The organism is Planctomycetia bacterium, assembly GCA_015075745.1.
GTDB lineage: Bacteria > Planctomycetota > Phycisphaerae > UBA1845 > UTPLA1 > UTPLA1.
On record JABTTW010000002.1, the window covers coordinates 942,050 to 960,823 of the forward strand.

Sequence of the window (18,774 nt, forward strand, 5' to 3'; positions counted from 1 at the left end):
CACCTTCGATGTGTCGTTCCCGCGAGGGGCCCCGACGCGGCTTGCCGTTTGGCGACGGATCACCAGCCCGGCCCCGCATCGCCGGGCATCAAAGAAGCTCTCGTAACACACTATCACCACACGCTTTACGTCATGCCACCAAAGAGGATATTGTGAAATATTGCCAATTATTGATTTCCTCCCAGCCATGTGTTATCCTTCCCATGTTCGGTTTGTGTTAGGTATTCAAAGGGCTGGCAGGTCAGGAGGAGGCAAAGACATGGCCATCGAAACATCACCACTTCAACGAATCCGAATCAACGTCATTCACGAGCCCGCCGTCGTGCCGATGACCCCGCGAAAGCGCGACATCTGTCTCAACTTCGGCATCCCCCCACGAGAGTCGCCGCACGTCATTGCCGAAAACCTCGACGTCCATCTCGGCGCCGGGCGCATCATCCTCTTGAGCGGTCCGTCGGGCAGCGGCAAGAGTTCGGTCCTGCGGCACCTTTCCGACCAACTCGATAAACCCCTCTGGGTCGGCCGCTCCCCCTTTCCGGCCAATCGCCCCCTGATCGACGCCGTCGCCCCCCGCGAAAAGCTCTCCGTGGCCCTGGAGGTGCTCACCGCCTGCGGCCTGGGCGAGCCGCGCCTGTGGGTCCGCCGCTATTGCGATCTGTCCGACGGCGAGAAGTTTCGCGCCGCCCTGGCGCGTGCCATCGGAGCGGCACTGTGCAACCCCTCGCCCGGCCCGATCCTCTGCGACGAGTTCACCGCCATCCTGCATCGCCGCGCCGCCCGCGCCATCGCCCACAACCTTCGAAAACTGGTGACGCGGCACGGCCTGACGCTGATCGTCGCCACCACCCACGACGACATCACTTCGGACCTGCAGCCCGACGAGACCGTGCGGCTCGGCGGCATGCAGCCGGAACTGCTGTCTCACATTCCCAAGGACAGGGTCGTCTCGCTGCGACGCGGGGCCCGCATCGAGCGCGGCGGCGTCCGCGACTACCGAACCTTCAGCCCCATGCACTACCGAAACCGCGACGGACTGGGGTTCGTCGACAAGGTGTTCCTGCTCCGAGAAGGACCGGCCAGAGACCCGCTGGGCATTCTCGTCTTCGCCCATGCCCCGCGGGAGCTGGCCCTGCGCAACCGGGCAACCGAGGGCCGCTTCTCGCGCAACATGCGCCGCCTCAACCGCGAGCTGCGCATCCTGCGCCGGCTGGTCATGCACCCGGACGTCCGCGGCTGCGGCCTGGGCCACTGGTTCGTGCAGAACACGCTCCCGCTCGTCGGTGTGCGCTTCATCGAGTGTCTCGCGGTCATGGGCGCGGTCAACCCGGTTTTCGAGAAGGCGGGCATGACGCGAATCGGCCGCTGCGCGCTGCCGCCGGGCCGGATGAAGCTGCTGGAGCGGATGCGGGAGATGAAGCTCGACCCGTTTGCCCCCGACTTTCACCGCACGATCGGCCGCTATCCGCGCGTGCGCGAGCTGGTGAAGAAGACAATCCGCGACTGGGTGGCGGCGATGCACAGCGGCAACAGATACGACGTGGAATGCCGCACGCCGATCGAGCTGTCTCGCGCCTTTCGCCAGCTCATCGGCGATCCGCCCATGTATTACCTGTGGGACCGCGACGAGGAGTATCCCGGTCGGGCCATGCAGCCGGCCGATTTGGAGCCGACGGGGCCAAGTCACGGCGACCGGGCCAATCCGCACGAACCGCAGCGGGCCAAGCGCCATCGCGACTCAGACCGGCATCATCCCGCCGGCGACGGATCGGCAAAGCCCAGGCGGCGCAGTCGAGAGTTGGAGTAAGACGCGGCTTAATACGCCCCCCGGCCGGAGAGAACCGCCGGGATGGTCTTGACCAGGATCTGCAGGTCCAGCGAGAGCGAGCGATTGCGAATGTACCAGACGTCGAGTGCCAGCCACTCGTCATATGGAATCTCGGTTCGCCCGCTGACCTGCCACAGACAGGTGATGCCGGGCTTGACGGTGAAGCGGAGCTTCTGGTCGGTCGAATCGGTGCGAACCTCGTCGAAGGGCAGCGGCCGCGGGCCGACCAGGCTCATCTCTCCCTTAAGCACGTTGAGAAACTGGGGCAATTCATCAATGCTCGATCGCCGCAGCCACCGACCGATGGTGGTGACGCGCGGATCGTTCTTCATCTTGAAGCACGGGCCGGTGGGCAGCGCGTTGAACTTGCGGAACAGTTCCTTATCGTCGTCGGCCCCGTCGTACATGGTGCGTAGCTTGTACATGGTAAACGGCCGGCGATTCAGCCCGGCGCGCTGCTGATGAAAGAAGGCAGGGCCTCGGCTGGTCAGCTTCACGAGTGCGGCGGCGACAAGAATGATCGGCCCGACGACCACGAGGGCCAGAAACGACAGGACGATGTCCAGAAATCTTGACGCGAAGGGGTAGTAACGACGGGCCGATGCGACGGCGGCGCGCGGCGGCGCCACCGGCAGAAAGCCGGCTTCCACATCGAGTAACGCTACTGCGGCGCTTGATTGCTCGGTGCCACGCATGACGGCTTCTTCCCAATCCTTCTCAACGAGGCCCGCTCAAGGCGGCGCCTCTTGACCCCCCGGCCGGACCACGCCGGCCGCCTCCATCAACTCCGCGTCAGACCGAGGCTGCCCCCCGGTGACGGACGACCGGCGCGCCGGCAAGCGCGCCAGCGCCAAGTGTGCCACACAAACAGCGGGTTCCCCAGCAGATACCTCCGCCACTTCCCGGCCGGATCCACCAGCAGCCGAAAGAGCCACTCGCCGCCCAGCCGGCAAAGCCACTGCGGCGCGCGGCGCTCGATCCCCGCGAGATAGTCGAAGAGCGCCCCGACACACCATCGCACCGGAACGTCGAGCCGATCGCCATGCTCCGCCAGCCAGAACTCCTGCCTCGGACTCGATAGTCCGACGGCAAGGACATCCGGCCTCGCGGCGTTAATCCGCTCCACCACGGTGGAAGATTCGTCGTCGGAAAAGTGGCCGTGATGAACACCGGCAATCTTGAGCTCGGGAATCTCAGCCTGCAGGCGCATCGCCGCGGATTGAGCGATGCCCTCCCTGCCGCCGAGCAGGAAAATACTGAGACCCATGTCGGCGCACTGCCGCGCGAAACGGGGAAAGTAATCGGCGGCGGTCATCCGCTCCGGCAGGCGCTCATCGGCATAGCGACTCGCCCAGATCAGCGAGGCCCCATCGGCATAGAGCACATCGCTCTCGGAAAGCACGCGATGAAAAACGACGTCGCGCATGGCCATGTTGACGGTGTGCGCGTTGGCATAGGTCGCGGTGGTTCGCTGCCGTGCGCAGGCGCGATGGGCGAGCAGCTCGATGAGCCCTTGCGTCCGCAGGGGACGAAGGGGCAGGCCGAGCACGTCCACCGGCGTCGGCGGCTTAACTCGCTTCGGCGACGAATCCACGCGTCTTCCTCCGATCCATGATCAGCCTTCGATACAGGGCCGCGTACTGCCGGGCGACGATGTCCGCATGAAACCGGCTCGTCATGGTTTCATGCGCGGCGTCGGCCCAGCGGCGCGCGGCCTCTCGATCGTCCAATGTTCGTGCCAGGCCCCGGGCCAGCGCGTCGGGTTGCTGCGAGGGTACCAAAAGACCGTTGACTTCGCTGATGATCGCCTCGGGTATGCCGCCGACATCGGTGGCGACGATCGGCTTCCGCATGGCCATCGCTTCGAGGAGGACATTCGGCATGCCTTCCGACTTGGACGGCAGACAGACGACATCCGCGGCGGCGAGGGCCGGGTAGACATTCTCCACGAAGCCCGCGAGGCGAACGACATGCGACAAACCCAGGGTGTCAATCTGCTTCTGCAAGGCGGCGCGATCGTCGCCATCACCGAGCACGACAAACCGCACGTCGGAATGGGTCGCTTGCAGGCGCGCCGCGGCGTCGATGAGGGTGTCCACGCCCTTTTCGTAGCTCAGCCGGGCGATGGTCAGGACGATCGGCCCGCGGCCTTCGCCCCAGGCGGATCGCAAGGCGGCGCCCTCGCCGGAGAAATCGCCCTCGGGAGGCTCGATGCCGGTGTGGATGACGCTGACACTATCAGGCCGCATGTGGAGCCGGTCGATGCAGTCGGTGGCCACGGCCTTTGACACGGCGATGGTGTGCGTCGGAAGTGCCGCACAGATGGCATCGAGTATCCGGTCCGAACGTCGCTTCTTTTCCCTGCGGAAGGCTCCCATGGCGTAACACGTCGAGACAAGGACCGGAGCGGCGGCCCATCGCGCGGCCAGACCGGCGAAAAGATCGGCCCTGAGCAAATGCGTATGAACGATGTCGGCCTCGAACGACTCGATAAAGTCGCGGGCGCGGAAGATGGCGCGCGGGTCGTGCTCGCCGGCGACGTCGATGTTCTCGGTCCTGACGCCGATATCGTTGAGCTGGGCCTGGATGGGGCCGCCATCGTGGAAGCAAACGGCGGCCGACTGGAACTCGCGGGGGTCGAGGTGCCGTGCAAGCTGCACCAGCCACTTGGTATCCGTCTTCACGGCAAAGGTGGAGACGAAGTGCACCACCCGAAAGGGCCGAGTCAGCGGTCGCATGGGAAGGAAGGCGTACATGCTTCTAAGCATCCCCTACTACTTAGCTTACCGTCATTCTCGTCAGATTCCAAGAAAACGCGGCCATGGGCGGCGGGGTGCCCCATTGCGCGAGGAAACGATGAGAATCGCGTTTTTCCGGGACCCGATCAGCCGTGCGGGCGCAGGATCGACCCCGTAGAAACTTTACTATTCCATTGATCGGGGAACCACCGGCGTCAGTTCATGCGCAAGGCATAATTTCGACGGCGCGCGCGGTGGGATATAGGTCTCGAAGTGATTGTCGGACGCGGGGCGTGGGTTTGGCGGGCAGGGATCGGATAAGGTCCGCGAATGAGCGGGCCATCTGCTCCATGCTGAAATGCGCCGTCACCTTGCGCCGGGCTGCGCCGGCGAGTCGGTCGCGGAGTTTTCGATCTGCGGATAGCTCACGCAGGGCCGCTGTCAGTGCCTCGGCATCGGCCGGTGGAATCAGCAGGCCGGTTTCACGATGGGTGAGGAACTCGGGCATGCAGCCGCTGTCGGGCCCTATGAAGGGGCAACCTGCGACGGCCGCCTCCAGCATGGTCACACTGAAGCACTCCTGCTCGCTGCACAGGCAGGAAACATCGATGCCCGACAGCAGAGCTGGTACGTCGTCGCGCGGCCCGAGGAGGCGCAGCACTTCGGGAGCCAATCCGGATGAAGCGACGAGCGAGTGCACGGCGTCTCGATGGGGACCGTCACCGATGATGAAGAAACGCAGCGAGGGGTTTTCCGTAGATAGCGTCTTTGCGGCGGCGATGAAGACGTCGTGGCGTTTTTCACGGCGCAGGTTGGCGATGATGGCGACGGCGATCTGGTCATCGGAAAGATTCAACTCGCGGCGGGCATCGGGGCGCGACTGACCCTTTTGGAATCGATCCAGGTCAATTGCGTTTGGAATGACCGTGATTCGACCGGCGGGGACCTGCTCGTGACGAATGAGAGCGGCCCGGTGTCGCTCACCGAGTGCTATGAAGGCAACGACAAACCGGAACAGGGCTCGGTTCGATCGCTCGAAATGATTCTGGCCCGGGAGCGGAAACCAGTGCGACCAGACGAGCATGGGCGTGCCTGTCAACTTCGCGGCGAGGGTGGACCAGAACATGCGATCGCCTCCGCTGTGGGCGGCGACGACGACATCGATTTTCTCAGTCGATATCAGGTTCCGAATACGCGGGATCACTGAGGCATCGAATTTATGCCGCAGGAAGCCGTCGAAGACGGGGACGCCTGAGTCTCTGCACTGCGCGGCGAGCGGCCCGGCGTCTTTGAGGCAGAGGACGAACGGCTGAATGTTCAGGCCCACGAGTTTTTGAACGAGGGCGATGAGCATGAGTTCCGCGCCGCCGTTTTCGAGGCGGTTGGTGACAAAGAGAACTCGGCGCGGGGGACCAGCAGAGGTGCCGCCATGTGGAATGCTCAGGGCAGGCGTACGCAGGCCGGTTACGCGAGAGTCCGATTCGATCGGTGACTGTGCAGTGGTCGCGGAGCCGACGAAAGCCTCGGCGAAACGACGGCGCGCCGCGTCCATGAGCCCTGCGAACATGCCCTTGAGCGATTGCAGGTGAAACCGCCGACCGGACCCCACCATCCAAACCGCGTGCATGGCCATGATGACCGCGAGGCTCCATCCGATCAGCAGCACATCGCCCACGCCGGGCCGGCAGGTTTTGCGGATGATGTAGAGATAATTTCGCGCGATCATGAAACCGAATCGCCGTCCGTCAAGGCGCTGACCGGGATCGCGTCGATGGGTGACGCGGGCGAACTTCGATTCGAGCAGCCAGTGGCGTGAGCCGATTCGATAACCCATTTCGCGGTCTTCGCCGAGTGCGTATTCGACAAGCTCTTCATCAAAAGGATTGGCCAGTACGACATCGCGTCGCAGTGCCATGGCCGCGCCGGAAAGCCAGCGGGCGCGCACCGCGACGTGCGGGCGGGAGAGAATCCACGGAGCGGGACGCGGCGGCTTTCCTCGCGGGACCACGCGCCACCATCCGGCCAATCGGTAGCCAAGCTGAAAAAGTCGCGCCGAGGTCGAATCAAAAAGCGGCTCGTCCACCGTCGCCGTAACGCCGGCCACGCGCGGGTCCCGAAACAGCCTGACGAGGCGTCGCAGGAAGTCGACCCTGCATGTCACGTCGTCGTCGAGGTAGACCAGGACGTCGCTTGCCGCCAGGCGCGCCGCCTGATTGCGACCCTTCGTCAAACCCCGCGCCTTACTTTTCTCACATTGGAAGTCGATGCCATGCGAGGCGGCGGCCGCAGCAATTGCAGTTCGCGTGGCCGCGGGGAGATCGCCGTCGTCGATGACGATGAGCTCGTCGGGCTTGTGCGATTGGGCCCAGATGGAATTGAGCGTTTCCAGAAGCGAGTCGGGTCTGTCTCGCGTGCAAATGATCACGGCGAGCGTGGGGTTGTCGCTCTCGGACGCGGCGAAGTGTGACTTAGTCGCCATTCTTCCAGCCCGTGAGGCGGCGAACGGAGGGAACATGCCCGAAGGCGCCGACAAGGTAGCCAAGAACTCTGCGACGTTCCTCGGGTGAAAACACAAGACTTGTCTGCGTGACCAACAGGAGCAAGAGGACCGAGCCGGCCGCGAGGAGATAGGCGTTGAGGCCGAGGAGACCGGCGGCGGCGATGATGATGAATGTGCCGCGATCGAGCTTGCAACACTCCGCCTGAATCAGCGTGATGCAGAGAACCAGCGACGTGGCAATGGCGAAGACGCCGCACCATGCCGCGCTGCCCAGTCCCATGCGATCGGAAAAGCCGGCGACAAACCAAGACGAGGTGTAAGGCGCGATGGATTGCCACAGCGGCATGGCCTTGACGGTGGCCAGGCCGGGCCCGGCGAGCCAGAAGGCGTAGAGCATATTCGCCGCCACGCCGATGGCCCAGGGCCAGAAAGCATGGCGCGTTTTTTCCGTGAGGTGGAAGTGAATGGGCAGAAAAGCGAGGTACGCCCCGACGAGGAAGAACAGGAGGTGCAGCGGCAGAACCGCGGCGCCGGGGGCGTAGGCGGGCTGGAACATGCGGATGATCCAGTCCTTTGAGAAGGCCAGGATCGCGCAAAAGCAGAAGAGCCCCAGGCCGGTCCCGCGAAAGGCCAATGAAAGCTGGCGCTGGGCCGCTTCGCGTCCGCGCGTCTCCCAGGTCTTGGTCACGGTGGTCATGACGACGGTGACGACGGACATCGCGCCGACGAGGATGAATTGACCGATCTGGCGAACGGCGCTGAAGACCGCCACCGCCTCGTGTCCATTGACCTTGTTAAGAAACCACGTCGGGTAATAGACCAGGATCTGCCAGGTAATGCCGGCAAGGGTGGTCCAGATGGAGAAACGAAGCAGCTTCTTAACCAGTTGGTATTCGTGAGTCGGCTGTTCCTCAACGGTGCGATGCGACACCGCCACGAGCAGACCGGCGCCGAAGACGGTAATGGGGATCAGCAGCGAGATGCCGTAGACGCCGGTGAGGGTGAGAGCGCTGAGGTGCCGGGTGGCGATGGCGATCACGCTGGCCGCCAGAAAGATGACGCCGTGGAACATTTCCATGATCGACAGGGCCGTGAACATCCGCAGCCCCTTCATGACCGCGAGCAGATAGAAATAGATGATGAGCAGGCCGATGACTACGGCGGACAGGCGGGTCAGTTCGGGGGCGTCGACCCGGAACTCCGCCAGCCATTTCGCGTCGGTGAACACCTGGGCGTAGAAGAACACGCCGAAGCGCTCCGAGAACGACCACAGGACGGCGATGCTCACGGTCATCGCGATGAGCAGCAGCGCGATCGATTGCTGGAGAAAGTGGCGGAGGGTGCCGCGGGCTTCATACTGGGGCACGTAGCGGGTGACGGCCTCATTAAGGCCCAGGCTGCACAGGGGCGTGAGCACGTTCAACGCCAGCAGGATCATGTTTAACAGGCCGAACTGCTGCCGACTCATCCACCATGTCAGAAGAAGTATGCGACCGAAGTTAATCAGGCGGAAGGCGACGGTCGCGGGGAGATAAAGGCCGAGAGACTGGCTCAGAGCGGTCGAGGAGAACAGCCACGTCATCAGCGGTCCCGAGGCCGCCCGCGCGCGAGGAGGCGCCGCGGTCACTGACTCCGCGACCTTTTGCGGTGTGTTCTCAACAGCGGCCTTCACGATCACCCCCCTCGTTGCCCCGTCCTTCCCTGGCGCAAGGCCCGATCCGGCGCGGCGCCGGGACCCGATCGACCGATGGGCCTTGGAGGCCCGGACCGCACGCCGCCGCGCAAAGGCGTCGGAAAGCCCGGTCGGGCATAAATCGAAACCGGACCGAGCAGGATGTTCAGTGCAACAGGGATGGCACTAAGTCCGAAGAACAAGCTGTTGGCGAAGGGATTGTCGGAAGTCTCGCGGAAGGTGCCGTCGATGAAGTAGGCCATCACGAGAATCCAGTAGAGGACCAGCAAGTCCCGACTGATAAAGCCCGGTCCCTTGGGCGGCAGCTTCCTGAAGAGCTGTATGCTGAAGCGCACGATCACGATCATCATGATTGAATAAAGGACGAGCCCGATGACGCCGGTCTCGGCGACGATGCTGAGCAGGTTGTTGTGTTCGAGGGCGGTGGTGCCGAAGGCATAGAACGGGCTGGACGGATCGCGGGCAAACGCCGGGGCATGGTCACGAAAGTGTCCGAACCCGACGCCGATCAGCGGATGCTCCTGGACGATCTCCCAGGTCATCTGGGCCAGGCCGATGCGCAGGAGGAGCGGCTCGGTGTCGGTGAGTCCGCCCTTGGCCCGGTCGTCGGAGAGGAAGTTCTCCATGTTCACGACAGCGATGATCAGCGCCGCCGCCACGAGAAGCGAGACGGAGACTGCGCGGCTGGTGCGACGTCGCGAGTACGCCGCCCAGATACCCAGGCAGAGGACGAACGACAGCCAGACCGATCTGGTCTTGGTCCAGAAGATGACGGGCAGCATGAGGGCGTTGAGGGCGTAGAGCAACCATCGGCCGCGCTCGACGTTTCGGGCCAGTACGAGATTGTTGAAGTAACAATAGACCAGGGCAAGGCCCATCGCCGCCGACATGACGAAGGGGCCGCGCACGCGTCCCCAGTGAATGCCGACGCTGGGATCGTTGATGAACCGGGGCCAGATCAATGCGCTGATGCCGAAGCGCTCGCACCAACCGGTGAAGGTCAGATAGACGCAGATGATCGAGAAGAAGACGGCCAGACGCTTGAAATCCCGCTCGGAGTGAAACGCGTGCAGGACAAGGCCGAACACGGCGAAGGGGAACAGGTAGCCGCCGATTAATCGATAGTGAACGGACACGACCGAGCGCGTTTCAAACCCGCTGATCATCGCCGAGAGAAAGAAGTACACGGCGACCGCGGCGATGTAGCCGCTGGCCGGCCAGGCGTGTCGCAACCGCAATCGGCCGGCCATGAACATGCCGATGAGCAGGGCAACGAGGACCACGATGCCAAGCCGGGGAATGGTCAGGGCGAAGAAGAACGGCACGGTCATGCGCCAGAACTCTTCGTGAAACACGATCAGAGTCACCATCCAGACGAGAATCGCGGTGAGCAGGTCCCCCTCGATGGTGTAGAAGACAAAAAAGGCGAGGGCCCCCAGCGTGATCCATGTGATCAGCAAGGCATAGGCCGGCATGAGCTGATAGGAGATCAGTCCGACCACCGCCGCCGCGATGACGGTCAGCAACAATGCGGCGGGAATCGGAGATTTCTGGGCGGTGAGGGTGGACACGACTCGCTATCCTTCTTGGCCGGAACATCCGGTTCTCAGCGGCCGCGTTCTTGCGCCGCGGCGGGCCGTGTCGCCGACGGATCCCCGACGATTATGTCATCCGATAGACCAGCGACGGAATCGGATCGGTGCGCTGGTTCAGAACGAGTCCCAGGCAGCGAACACCGGCGAGGTCCAATCGCTTCTTGACGTCGGAGACGGTTTCCCGAGGCGTCCGGCCCGACTCTACCACCAGCAGCGCCCCATCGACCATCGTTCCGAGTACCTGCGGGTCCGGATGGGTGTCGGCATTGGCGACGTCGAGAATGACGTGGTCGTATTTCTCCCGGAGTCGCGTGATCAGTGCCTTGACCTGCCGACTCTTCAGCAAGCCCAGCGGTTGCTCAACCACCGGCCCGGCGGGAAGAACATGAACGGCGCCGCCGCCTTCAATGCCCAGGACCTGGATGGCCTTATCGAGCATGACTCGCCCGGCGAGCACGTCCGTCAGCCCCGGCTCGGCGGCGATGTCCAATTGATCGGCAAGGTCTGGATGGCGCAGGTTGAAATCCACAAGGGCGATCTTCAACTCGGGATGGGCCTGTGCGCCGATGAGCGCGAGGCCTACCGCGATCTGTGTCGCACCGTCGCCGCGATGCGCGGCGGTCACAATGATGGCCTTGGGCGGGGTCTGATCGCCCGAAAAGTAAATGTTGCTCCAGAGCTGGCCCATCTCGCCTTCGGACTTCGGACGAACCCGGCAGGTCAACTGGGCCGTGGCTGCGGTGCGCGATGTCGGGCGCGTGGCGGCCGTCTCTTCGCCGGGCTTTCCGCCGTTGCGAATGCCCTCGATGGCGTCGTCGAGCTTTTCGATATCGTCCCAGCCGAGATCAACTGCCTCGTCATCCTCCTGGCGCGGAGGACTCGGCTGAGGCTGCGGCGGCGGCCATATCTGCTCGGGACGAGGCGGTCGGCCCAAGTCCTCGTCGCCGGAATTGAAATCCGGTCCCTGGTTGTGCGGCTTATCGGACACGAGCCACGCTCCTGTGCTTGATTCTACCCGTTTTGCGGACCGTTCTCTGAGTTTATCGGTGTCCAGACGGCCTCGGTCGCTATATTTCCGGTCATTCCTGCCTCCGGGTACTTCCTATTAGATGCCAACGATCAGGCTGCGTCCCCGGCGCTTGACCGATCCGAGGACCGGCACTCCCAGGTAGCGCTCCGCGTCTCCGGTTGACCGCAACGTATGATCGAAGTGGTCGGCCAGGAAGGCGAAGGCAATGCCCAACAGCATCGAGACCGCAAAGGCGACCGCCGTGAATATCCATGTCATGGGTTGATAGGGGCGATCCGGATTCGGCGTCGTCGCTTCGTCCAGCTTGCTGATGGTGACGGCCTCCTTGGTGATCAGCTTGGCCGATTTGGCGTCGATGCGATCCTGCTGGAGCTTCTCCAGGTGCTTCTGCGCGACTTCGAAGTCGTTCTTCAGCCGGGCGTAGTCAGCCAGCTTCGCGTGAATCTCTTTCTGTTCGTCGGCGGTGCTGCGAACCAGTTCGGCGTACATCGCCTTTTGATCCGATCGGGCCTCGATGCTGGCCTTGAGGCCGTTCATGTATCCGACGACCTGCTCGAGGAGGCGTCGCTTGTTGCGGCTGACTTCCTCGCGAATGTACTGCACGTCGCGGCTGTCGTCGGTGTACTGGGCCTCGATCCTCGACTTCTTGATCTCCAGATTGGCGAGGTTTTTGGACATTTCAAGAAAGAGCAGATTCTCGCGGAAGAACTCCATCGAGACGACGGCGACGGCGGCCGCCACCTCCTCGTCGCTCATCTGGGCCACGCCGCCGGGCTCCAGACACTTGGCGGGCAGCGCCTTGGAGAGCGCTTCGGAAACGGAACGATCGCGGGTCAATTCGAGCTGGAGCGTCGCCTCGTTCTCCCGCATCTTGGTGAGAATGATCTGCACGCCGTGCTCGGTACCGCTCTTGAGAAGCTGCTCGAGCACGCCAATCTTGTCGGAGTTGCTGCTGACGAATTTGGTGTAGGCGTCGGTCGCCTGCTTGAGTTCTCCGGTCGTGAAACTCGCGACGACGTCATCCATGACGCGCTCGGCCGGGGCATTGAGCATTTGCTGCAGTTGCAGGTAGCGCACGATGTACATGTCGGCCAGGATGTCGGCCGCGTAGTGGGCCTGCATGTAGGACTTTGAGCCGGGAAGGCGATCGCCCTTGCGGTCCACTCGAAGCGAAAAGGTTTCAGTCATGGCGACCTGCTCGCCGCCGGGCGTCTGGAGCTTGATCGAGTCGGAGAATTCCTTGAGCTTTTCCTGCTGCTGGGTCAGGACCGTTTCAACCTTGGGCGCAATCGCCTCCGACAGCCATTGGTCGATCTCGACCTGAACCGCTCGGGCGCTGCCGTTGCCCACCTTTTTGGCTTCGTTCCACTTGGCGCGCAGCTCGTACCATTTGTCGCGAAGAGGCGCGTTCTCATCGGCGGAGATGATCATGGTTCGCGCGAGGACCAGGTCGGACATGACGATCTGCTGCTGGGCCTTGACGAAGACCTCCAACGTGCGCTCGCCGGCCTGATCGGTGGTGATGGGGTTCTTGTTCTGCGGGCGCTTGAAGATCAGGCTGATCTCGCTTCGGTAATAGGGCGGCACCACGTATTCGCAAAGGGCATAGGTACCGCCGGCGCCGATCACGACGATCATGGTCAGCAAGAACCAGTGCTGAAAGAGAATTCGAACGATTTCTCGTAGCGATCTTGTTCCGTAGGATTCGTTCATGCTTGTTCTACCGCAATTCTCCGCGTGTCATCTCGTCCACGCGCACCGATCTTGACTCTCCATTCCGAACGAACGCGCCGCCGACTATGCGATCACGGACCGACCTGGGCGTTGATGCCCGGAGGACCGATCGCCCGCGTTTTGACCGTGTTCGGCGGTTCGTAGATGGAGTAACCGAAGTTCATGCCCACGACGCCACTGTACGGGAACACCGAGCGGATGCCCCGGGTGAAGAACTGATCGATCCAGTCGTTGGCGACGGCCAGCGTCGTCGGCGGAACCCAGATGATGTCGCCGTCGGCCAGGTAGCAGTCGTAGCGCCAGTCGCTGCCCTTGGGGGACGAGCCGAATTCCGTCGGCTTGCGCGAGTGCAGCAATTCTTCGAGGTTGAACACCAGCGCCTCGGGCACCGGCAGGTACTGTCGTCTGACGAGAAGAATCTTAGAGCGGTCGGCTCGCGGATTCGGGCCGCCCTGTCGAATGATGGCCTGGGCCAAGGTGATTGGGGCATTCATTTCGATCAGGCCCGGAGCGAGAACTTCGCCCATGACGTAAATGCGCCGCGGCGCGAATTCGAGCGTCTGGACGGTGACTTCGATCTCCGGCAAGTCCTCTTCGTAGTATCGCGCGTCGAGCATCTTCTTGGTTTCGTGCACCGTCTTGCCCGCGACGAGACACTCGCCGACGAAGGGCAGGTCGATGGTCCCGTCCGGCTTGACCGGAACGAGACGCGACTGGCCGCGGGGCGCCGTGGTAATGGCCTTCTTCAGTTCGCTGATCTTGACGTTGGCCGCCTCGACGACGACGGTCATCTCCGGGTGCTTGATGTAGCGTGCGTAGGCCCGGCGAAGCTGTTCCTCAAGGTCTCCGGCGGTTCGACCGGCGGCCCGGACCGGCCCCAGCATGAGGCACCGGATGTTGCCGTCGCCCTGCACGGTAAGCTTCTGATTGAAGCGGTCCTGATAGGGGAACTTGATGCGAATGACGTCCTCGATCTTCAGATCGTAGGGCTTGTCGGTCACCATGTTGCGGACCTGATAGATGATTTCCAAAACGTCGCTGGGCATCAACCGGTACGGCGGGCGATCCAGCAACTGCTCGGGCAGGCCGGTGCCGCCGACGAACGGCTGATAGAGTTCCTGCTTCTCGATGGGGGCGACGTCGGGGATGTGATCGTTGGTGCGCGAGCATCCCTGCGACAAAAGCAGCCATGCCGGCGCCGAACAGACTAAGGCGTATCGAATTACTCGCGTCATCCCTGACTCTCCGTCTCGAGCTGATTGAACTCACTATGGCGCAATGACCGCGCCCGATACATGTCGACGCACGGCGCCGAGCGCCGAATCCGCAAGGACAAAGGTCGGGTACTGTCCGACCAAAACATACTGAAGCGACTGACCCAATCGGCCACGCGGCTCGACGCGCGCGTCGAGGCCGGCTCGCTTGAGCTTGCTGGCAAGCTGGGCGGCGGCGCGTCCGTCCTGATAGGCGCCGCACTGGATTGAAAAATAATCGCCGCGCCATTCGTACATGCGCTTGGCATGCTCGGCCAGATCGCTCGATGGATATCGCTGCAGAATGATGCCGAACTGCCGGCGCGCCTCGTCCCAGCGACCGAGTCGCTGAAGGCAGACGCCGTAGCGAAATCGCACCAGGTCGGCCGGCGGCTTTTCCGGCAGACCCTTCATCGCGTCGCTGAAGTACGCCACGGCGGACGAATCGTCACCGGACTCAAAACAAAGGGTGCCGGCCATCGCGCTGGCCTTGGCCTTCAGCTCCTTGTCCTGAGCGAGCTGGATGCACTGGGTGGCGTCACGCTTGGCGGCCGCCTTGTTCGACGTCTCCGCGTTGATCTTCGATCTGAGGTAGTACGCCTCCGCGGCCCCGGTGAACATCGAGTAATGCGTCAGGACGTCGTCGAGCTTCGTCCGGGCCGAGGCGATGTCGCGCTTGAGGTAATCATTGCGCGCCTCGGCGACCTGCAGCGCCGCCGGAGCGGGCAACTCAGCACAGCCGCCGATCAGCACCAGCGCCGCGGCGCGGATCAACATCTTGCGCACGGTTGATTGCGATTGACAGAAGATGGATGGCAATCGATTCACGGATCAGTCGCTCTCGTTCTTTCCGTTGCGCACTGCCGACAACTCTGCGGCGCGCTCCCCTGCCGCTCTGTTCGCGGACCCGGACGGAGCGCTTCATGCCTGATGCGCAGCCAATGAAGAACTTATCGGAGGGGCATCGCGGCGGGTTAACTCAAAAGGGACCGCGAAAAACTGCCCGCAATCGCGCAAGAGTCGCGCTTTTATCGTGTCATCAGTCTGGCAGCTTATGCCAGGAGTGATGACCGCCGCGCTCGCGGGACAAAGCCAGGCAGGCGCACAGTAGCGCCAGCGGCCATCCAGCTGCTCCCGCGCATCCCGGCGGGCGCCGCCGCGCGTCTCTCAACCCCCGAGACAGGGGCCGACAACACGCAAAACCTGCCGACCTTTCTCCAAATTGACAGCCCCCCCCTCAGACCTATAATCGCCGCTGCGCTGGAATGACGGCCTGCGCCGCACATTGTCGCTGCCCTCGAGCTGTCCTGGATGCGAATGGATTCGAACAGCCGCATTACGAGAAATCTGCGACGGATCGCGGCACTCTCCCTGCTGGCATCCGTTTCCCGTCCGGCTGTCGCCCAGTCGCCATTTCTCGTCGACGAATCCGCGGTTCAGAGCCTCCTGCCTCCCGGCATCAGCGACTTCAATCTCGAACTCTACGGCAAACTTGCCTATACCTGGACGCAGGGTGACGGTGTTCAGGTGGTTCAGATCGAGGGCGATTTCCTCGGCAAGATGGGGCCCCACAGGCTTTCATCCAGAGATGCCGTACTGTGGTTCCGCCACGGCAAGTGGCAGGACAAGGGCTATCTCGAAATCGAAGTATTCCTCTGGCAGGACGCGGAGGTCGTGCAACCCGCCGGGACCGTTGAATCCGGCCCGGCCCTGATGGTCACCTTGCGCACTTTCGGCAAGCTGGTCCTGAACGCCGACGGTCACGCCTCCGAATCGGCCGAGGACACGGAACTCTATCGAGAGGCCCTCAAGGCCCGTCGACTCGTGACGCTCTCACCGACTCCCCGGGCTGAAGAGGCAAGCGAGCCGGTCGTCATCTCCCCCAGCGCCGAGCAACTGCGGCAACTAACGGTTCAAAAGCCGGCTAAGCTCGTCCAGTTCTCGGTCAGCCGCATTGACGGCACGATTGAGTACGAAACCGTCGACGAGGAATCCGTCGTCATTGCACGCAATGATGTGCTCGTGACGCAGGGCTCGCCCTCCGACAGCGGCGAGTACATGGAACTCCGCGCTGATGCCGCCGTCCTCTACCTTAATTCCGATCAGCTCGGCTCAGGGCTGCCCGGGGTATTAGGCACCGACGATGAAAAGAAGAATCGTCAGATCAAGCCGACCGACGAAGCGCCCGATGGGGGCGCACCGAAGCTCAAGGATGACTCCGGCGGCGACAAGTCCGACACCGGCTCGGCCGGTCAATGGGTCAATGCCGTTTATCTGGAAGGCGACGTCGTCCTGACCCGCGGACTTCGGATGATCCGCGCTCCCCGGCTTTACTACGACTTTCAGAACGAACAGGCGCTCATTCTCGACGCCGTGACGCGCGCCGCCGAGCCTTCGCGCGGCATTCCCATTTACGTCCGGGCCGACGAGATTCGACAACTGTCCTCGACGCAGTACGAGGCGAACAAGGCGCAGATCACCACCAGCGAGTTTCACACGCCCCACGTCGCCATCGGCGCGGACAAGGTCGTTCTGACGGACCGAACGCCGCGCAATGCGGCCGGCGACATCGTCGGCATCGAGGCGGGCACCTATAAGGCCTATCACACGACGCTGAATCTGGAGGGCCTGCCCATCGCGTACTGGCCGTTTTCGCGCGGCGATTTCTCCCGAGATCGCATGGCGTTTCGCAGCGCCAAGACCGGCTATAACGGCGACTTCGGCGCCACCTTCGAGACCCGGTGGTATCTGTTCAATCTGCTCGGCCTCGAGACACCCGAGGGCTATGACGCCACCTACAAGCTCGACTACTTCACCGATCGCGGTCCCGCGACCGGCATCGACATGGACTACGAGCGCGACGATTACTACGGCCTGCTGCGATCGTATTACATCAACGACAGCGGCAAGGACGACTTCGGCGGCCAGCGCGGCAGCATCACCCCCGATCACGACAACCGCGGCCGATTCACCTGGCGGCACCGGCAATATCTCCCCAAGGACTGGGAGCTGACGCTGGAGGCCTCCTACCTCAGCGACGATCAGTACATGGAGTCGTACGAGCGAAACGAGTTCGAAAACGGCAAGGATCAGGAAACGCTCGTCTATCTATTGAAGCGACAGGACAACTGGCAATTCTCGACGCTGACCAATTACCGGCTGAACGAATTTCAGACGCAGACCGAGCACATTCCCGACAACGTCTTCAGCCTTATCGGCGAGCCGCTCGGCGATTTCGCCACGGCCTACAGCGAGTCGCGCATCGGCATTGTTCGCTATCGCGGCGACGAGCGGCGATGGCTCAACGGCAAAAACCGGTACGACAACACCGGTTCGACCGGCTCAGTCCTGCGCGGCGACACGCGCCAGGAGTTGCAGTTCCCCCTGCCCGACCTGGGCCCGATGAAGTTCACGCCCTACATCGCCGGCCGGGCCGGCGCCTACGACGACGGCCCCAGCGGCCGGGGTAGAGACAACTCCAGCGGCGGCTTCGGCCGTGTCTTCGGCTCCTACGGTGTGCGCGGCAACATGATGCTCAGCAAAGTGGATGACTCCCTTGAGTCGGAGATTCTCGATCTGCATCGCCTCCGCCACGTCATCAAGCCCGATCTGGCCCTGTGGAACGCCCATGCCAATCGCAACCCGGACCAAATGACGCCGTTTGATTCCGGCGTCGAAGACATCGACGACTTCGGCGGCGGCACCGTGGGAGTTCGGCAGAAGTTTCAGACGCAGCGCGGCGGTCCCGGCAAGTGGCGAACGGTGGATTGGATCGTCTTCGACGTCGAGGCCGGGTTCTTCTCCAGCAAGGAAAAGAGCAAGCCGGTCAACAACTTCGCCTATGGCCGCAACGGACGCGAGATTCACGCATACGACCCGGCGGTCCGATCGAATCGCAGCCACGGCGACTACATCGCCAGCCGCCCCGAGGACAGCATCTCCTCCAACTTCCTCGCGACGAACTTCCAGTATCGCATCAGCGACAGCACCGTGGTCGTCCAGGACAACATCTTCGACGTGAACCGAGGCAACGCGGGAACCAGCAACCTGACCCTGGCCGTCGAGCGGCAGCCGCGCCTGTCATACTTCGTCGGCTGGCGATACATCCACGACATCGAGAGTAATCTGCTCGCGCTGGGCGGCAACTACAAGCTCAGCGAGAAGCACACCGTCGCCATCCGCGAACTCTACGATATTGACGTCGGCCGCAACTACTCCACCCAGCTTGTGTACATCCGTCGCTGGCCGCGATGGTACACCGCCGTCTCGCTCGACGTTGACCGGGGGCTTGAAGATGTCGGGATTAATTTCAGCGTCTGGCCCGAAGGGGCGCCGCAGCTCGGCGTCGGCTCGAAGCGCTACACCGGCCTCGCCGATTCCGTCGGTCTGCAACTGCGATAGATCCT

The 18,774-nt window shown here is 62.9% G+C and carries 12 protein-coding genes; 2 read left to right on the forward strand and 10 right to left on the reverse strand.

Annotated elements, in window-relative coordinates; genetic code table 11:
• Positions 1–259: 259 nt before the first annotated feature.
• Positions 260–1,804: a hypothetical protein gene (locus tag HS101_17395; protein MBE7508042.1), complete on the forward strand. Its 1,545-nt coding sequence runs from the start codon at positions 260–262 to the stop codon at positions 1,802–1,804.
• An 8-nt stretch (positions 1,805–1,812) separates the two neighbouring features.
• Here HS101_17395 and HS101_17400 read toward each other — a convergent pair whose 3' ends face one another.
• From HS101_17400 to HS101_17445, 10 genes are all read right to left on the reverse strand, one after another.
• Positions 1,813–2,520 carry a sugar transferase gene (locus HS101_17400; protein MBE7508043.1) on the reverse strand — a complete coding sequence of 236 codons (708 nt, stop codon included), beginning with the start codon at positions 2,518–2,520 and terminating at the stop codon, positions 1,813–1,815.
• 86 nt (positions 2,521–2,606) lie between these two features.
• Positions 2,607–3,419, reverse strand: coding sequence for a WecB/TagA/CpsF family glycosyltransferase (locus HS101_17405; GenBank protein ID MBE7508044.1), 813 nt, complete (start codon positions 3,417–3,419; stop codon positions 2,607–2,609).
• Entirely contained in the window at positions 3,394–4,581 is a 1,188-nt protein-coding gene (locus HS101_17410) for a glycosyltransferase (protein MBE7508045.1), read from the reverse strand. Before HS101_17410 ends, HS101_17405 begins: the two co-directional genes overlap by 26 nt.
• 202 nt (positions 4,582–4,783) lie before the next feature.
• Positions 4,784–7,042, reverse strand: a complete 2,259-nt coding sequence (locus tag HS101_17415; GenBank protein MBE7508046.1) for a glycosyltransferase — start codon at positions 7,040–7,042, stop codon at positions 4,784–4,786.
• A complete protein-coding gene (locus tag HS101_17420; protein ID MBE7508047.1) occupies positions 7,032–8,735 on the reverse strand; it encodes a lipopolysaccharide biosynthesis protein in 1,704 nt (567 codons plus the stop codon). The genes HS101_17415 and HS101_17420 overlap by 11 nt, the downstream gene beginning before the upstream one ends.
• Positions 8,736–8,737: 2 nt before the next feature.
• The gene (locus HS101_17425) at positions 8,738–10,327 is read right to left on the reverse strand and encodes an O-antigen ligase family protein (GenBank protein MBE7508048.1); all 1,590 of its coding nucleotides are present in this window, start codon (positions 10,325–10,327) and stop codon (positions 8,738–8,740) included.
• A 91-nt stretch (positions 10,328–10,418) separates the two neighbouring features.
• Positions 10,419–11,339, reverse strand: coding sequence for a CpsD/CapB family tyrosine-protein kinase (locus HS101_17430; protein MBE7508049.1), 921 nt, complete (start codon positions 11,337–11,339; stop codon positions 10,419–10,421).
• Positions 11,340–11,456: 117 nt separating this feature from the next.
• Positions 11,457–13,094, reverse strand: a complete 1,638-nt coding sequence (locus HS101_17435) for a hypothetical protein (protein MBE7508050.1) — start codon at positions 13,092–13,094, stop codon at positions 11,457–11,459.
• A 92-nt stretch (positions 13,095–13,186) separates the two neighbouring features.
• Positions 13,187–14,350 carry a polysaccharide biosynthesis/export family protein gene (locus HS101_17440; GenBank protein ID MBE7508051.1) on the reverse strand — a complete coding sequence of 388 codons (1,164 nt, stop codon included), beginning with the start codon at positions 14,348–14,350 and terminating at the stop codon, positions 13,187–13,189.
• A gap of 33 nt (positions 14,351–14,383) precedes the next feature.
• Positions 14,384–15,196: a tetratricopeptide repeat protein gene (locus HS101_17445; protein MBE7508052.1), complete on the reverse strand. Its 813-nt coding sequence runs from the start codon at positions 15,194–15,196 to the stop codon at positions 14,384–14,386.
• Between the two features lie 489 nt (positions 15,197–15,685).
• Between HS101_17445 and lptD the strand changes: the two genes are divergently transcribed.
• Positions 15,686–18,769, forward strand: coding sequence for an LPS assembly protein LptD (gene lptD, locus HS101_17450; GenBank protein ID MBE7508053.1), 3,084 nt, complete (start codon positions 15,686–15,688; stop codon positions 18,767–18,769).
• Positions 18,770–18,774: the final 5 nt, after the last annotated feature.

Bases quoted from the DNA above. Each gene is read 5' to 3' on its own strand.
- HS101_17395 (MBE7508042.1), top strand. From the start codon at position 260: ATGGCCATCGAAACATCACCACTTCAACGAATCCGAATCAACGTCATT.
- HS101_17400 (MBE7508043.1), bottom strand. From the start codon at position 2,520: ATGCGTGGCACCGAGCAATCAAGCGCCGCAGTAGCGTTACTCGATGTG.
- HS101_17410 (MBE7508045.1), bottom strand. From the start codon at position 4,581: ATGTACGCCTTCCTTCCCATGCGACCGCTGACTCGGCCCTTTCGGGTG.
- HS101_17415 (MBE7508046.1), bottom strand. From the start codon at position 7,042: ATGGCGACTAAGTCACACTTCGCCGCGTCCGAGAGCGACAACCCCACG.
- HS101_17435 (MBE7508050.1), bottom strand. From the start codon at position 13,094: ATGAACGAATCCTACGGAACAAGATCGCTACGAGAAATCGTTCGAATT.
- HS101_17440 (MBE7508051.1), bottom strand. From the start codon at position 14,350: ATGACGCGAGTAATTCGATACGCCTTAGTCTGTTCGGCGCCGGCATGG.
- lptD (MBE7508053.1), top strand. From the start codon at position 15,686: ATGGATTCGAACAGCCGCATTACGAGAAATCTGCGACGGATCGCGGCA.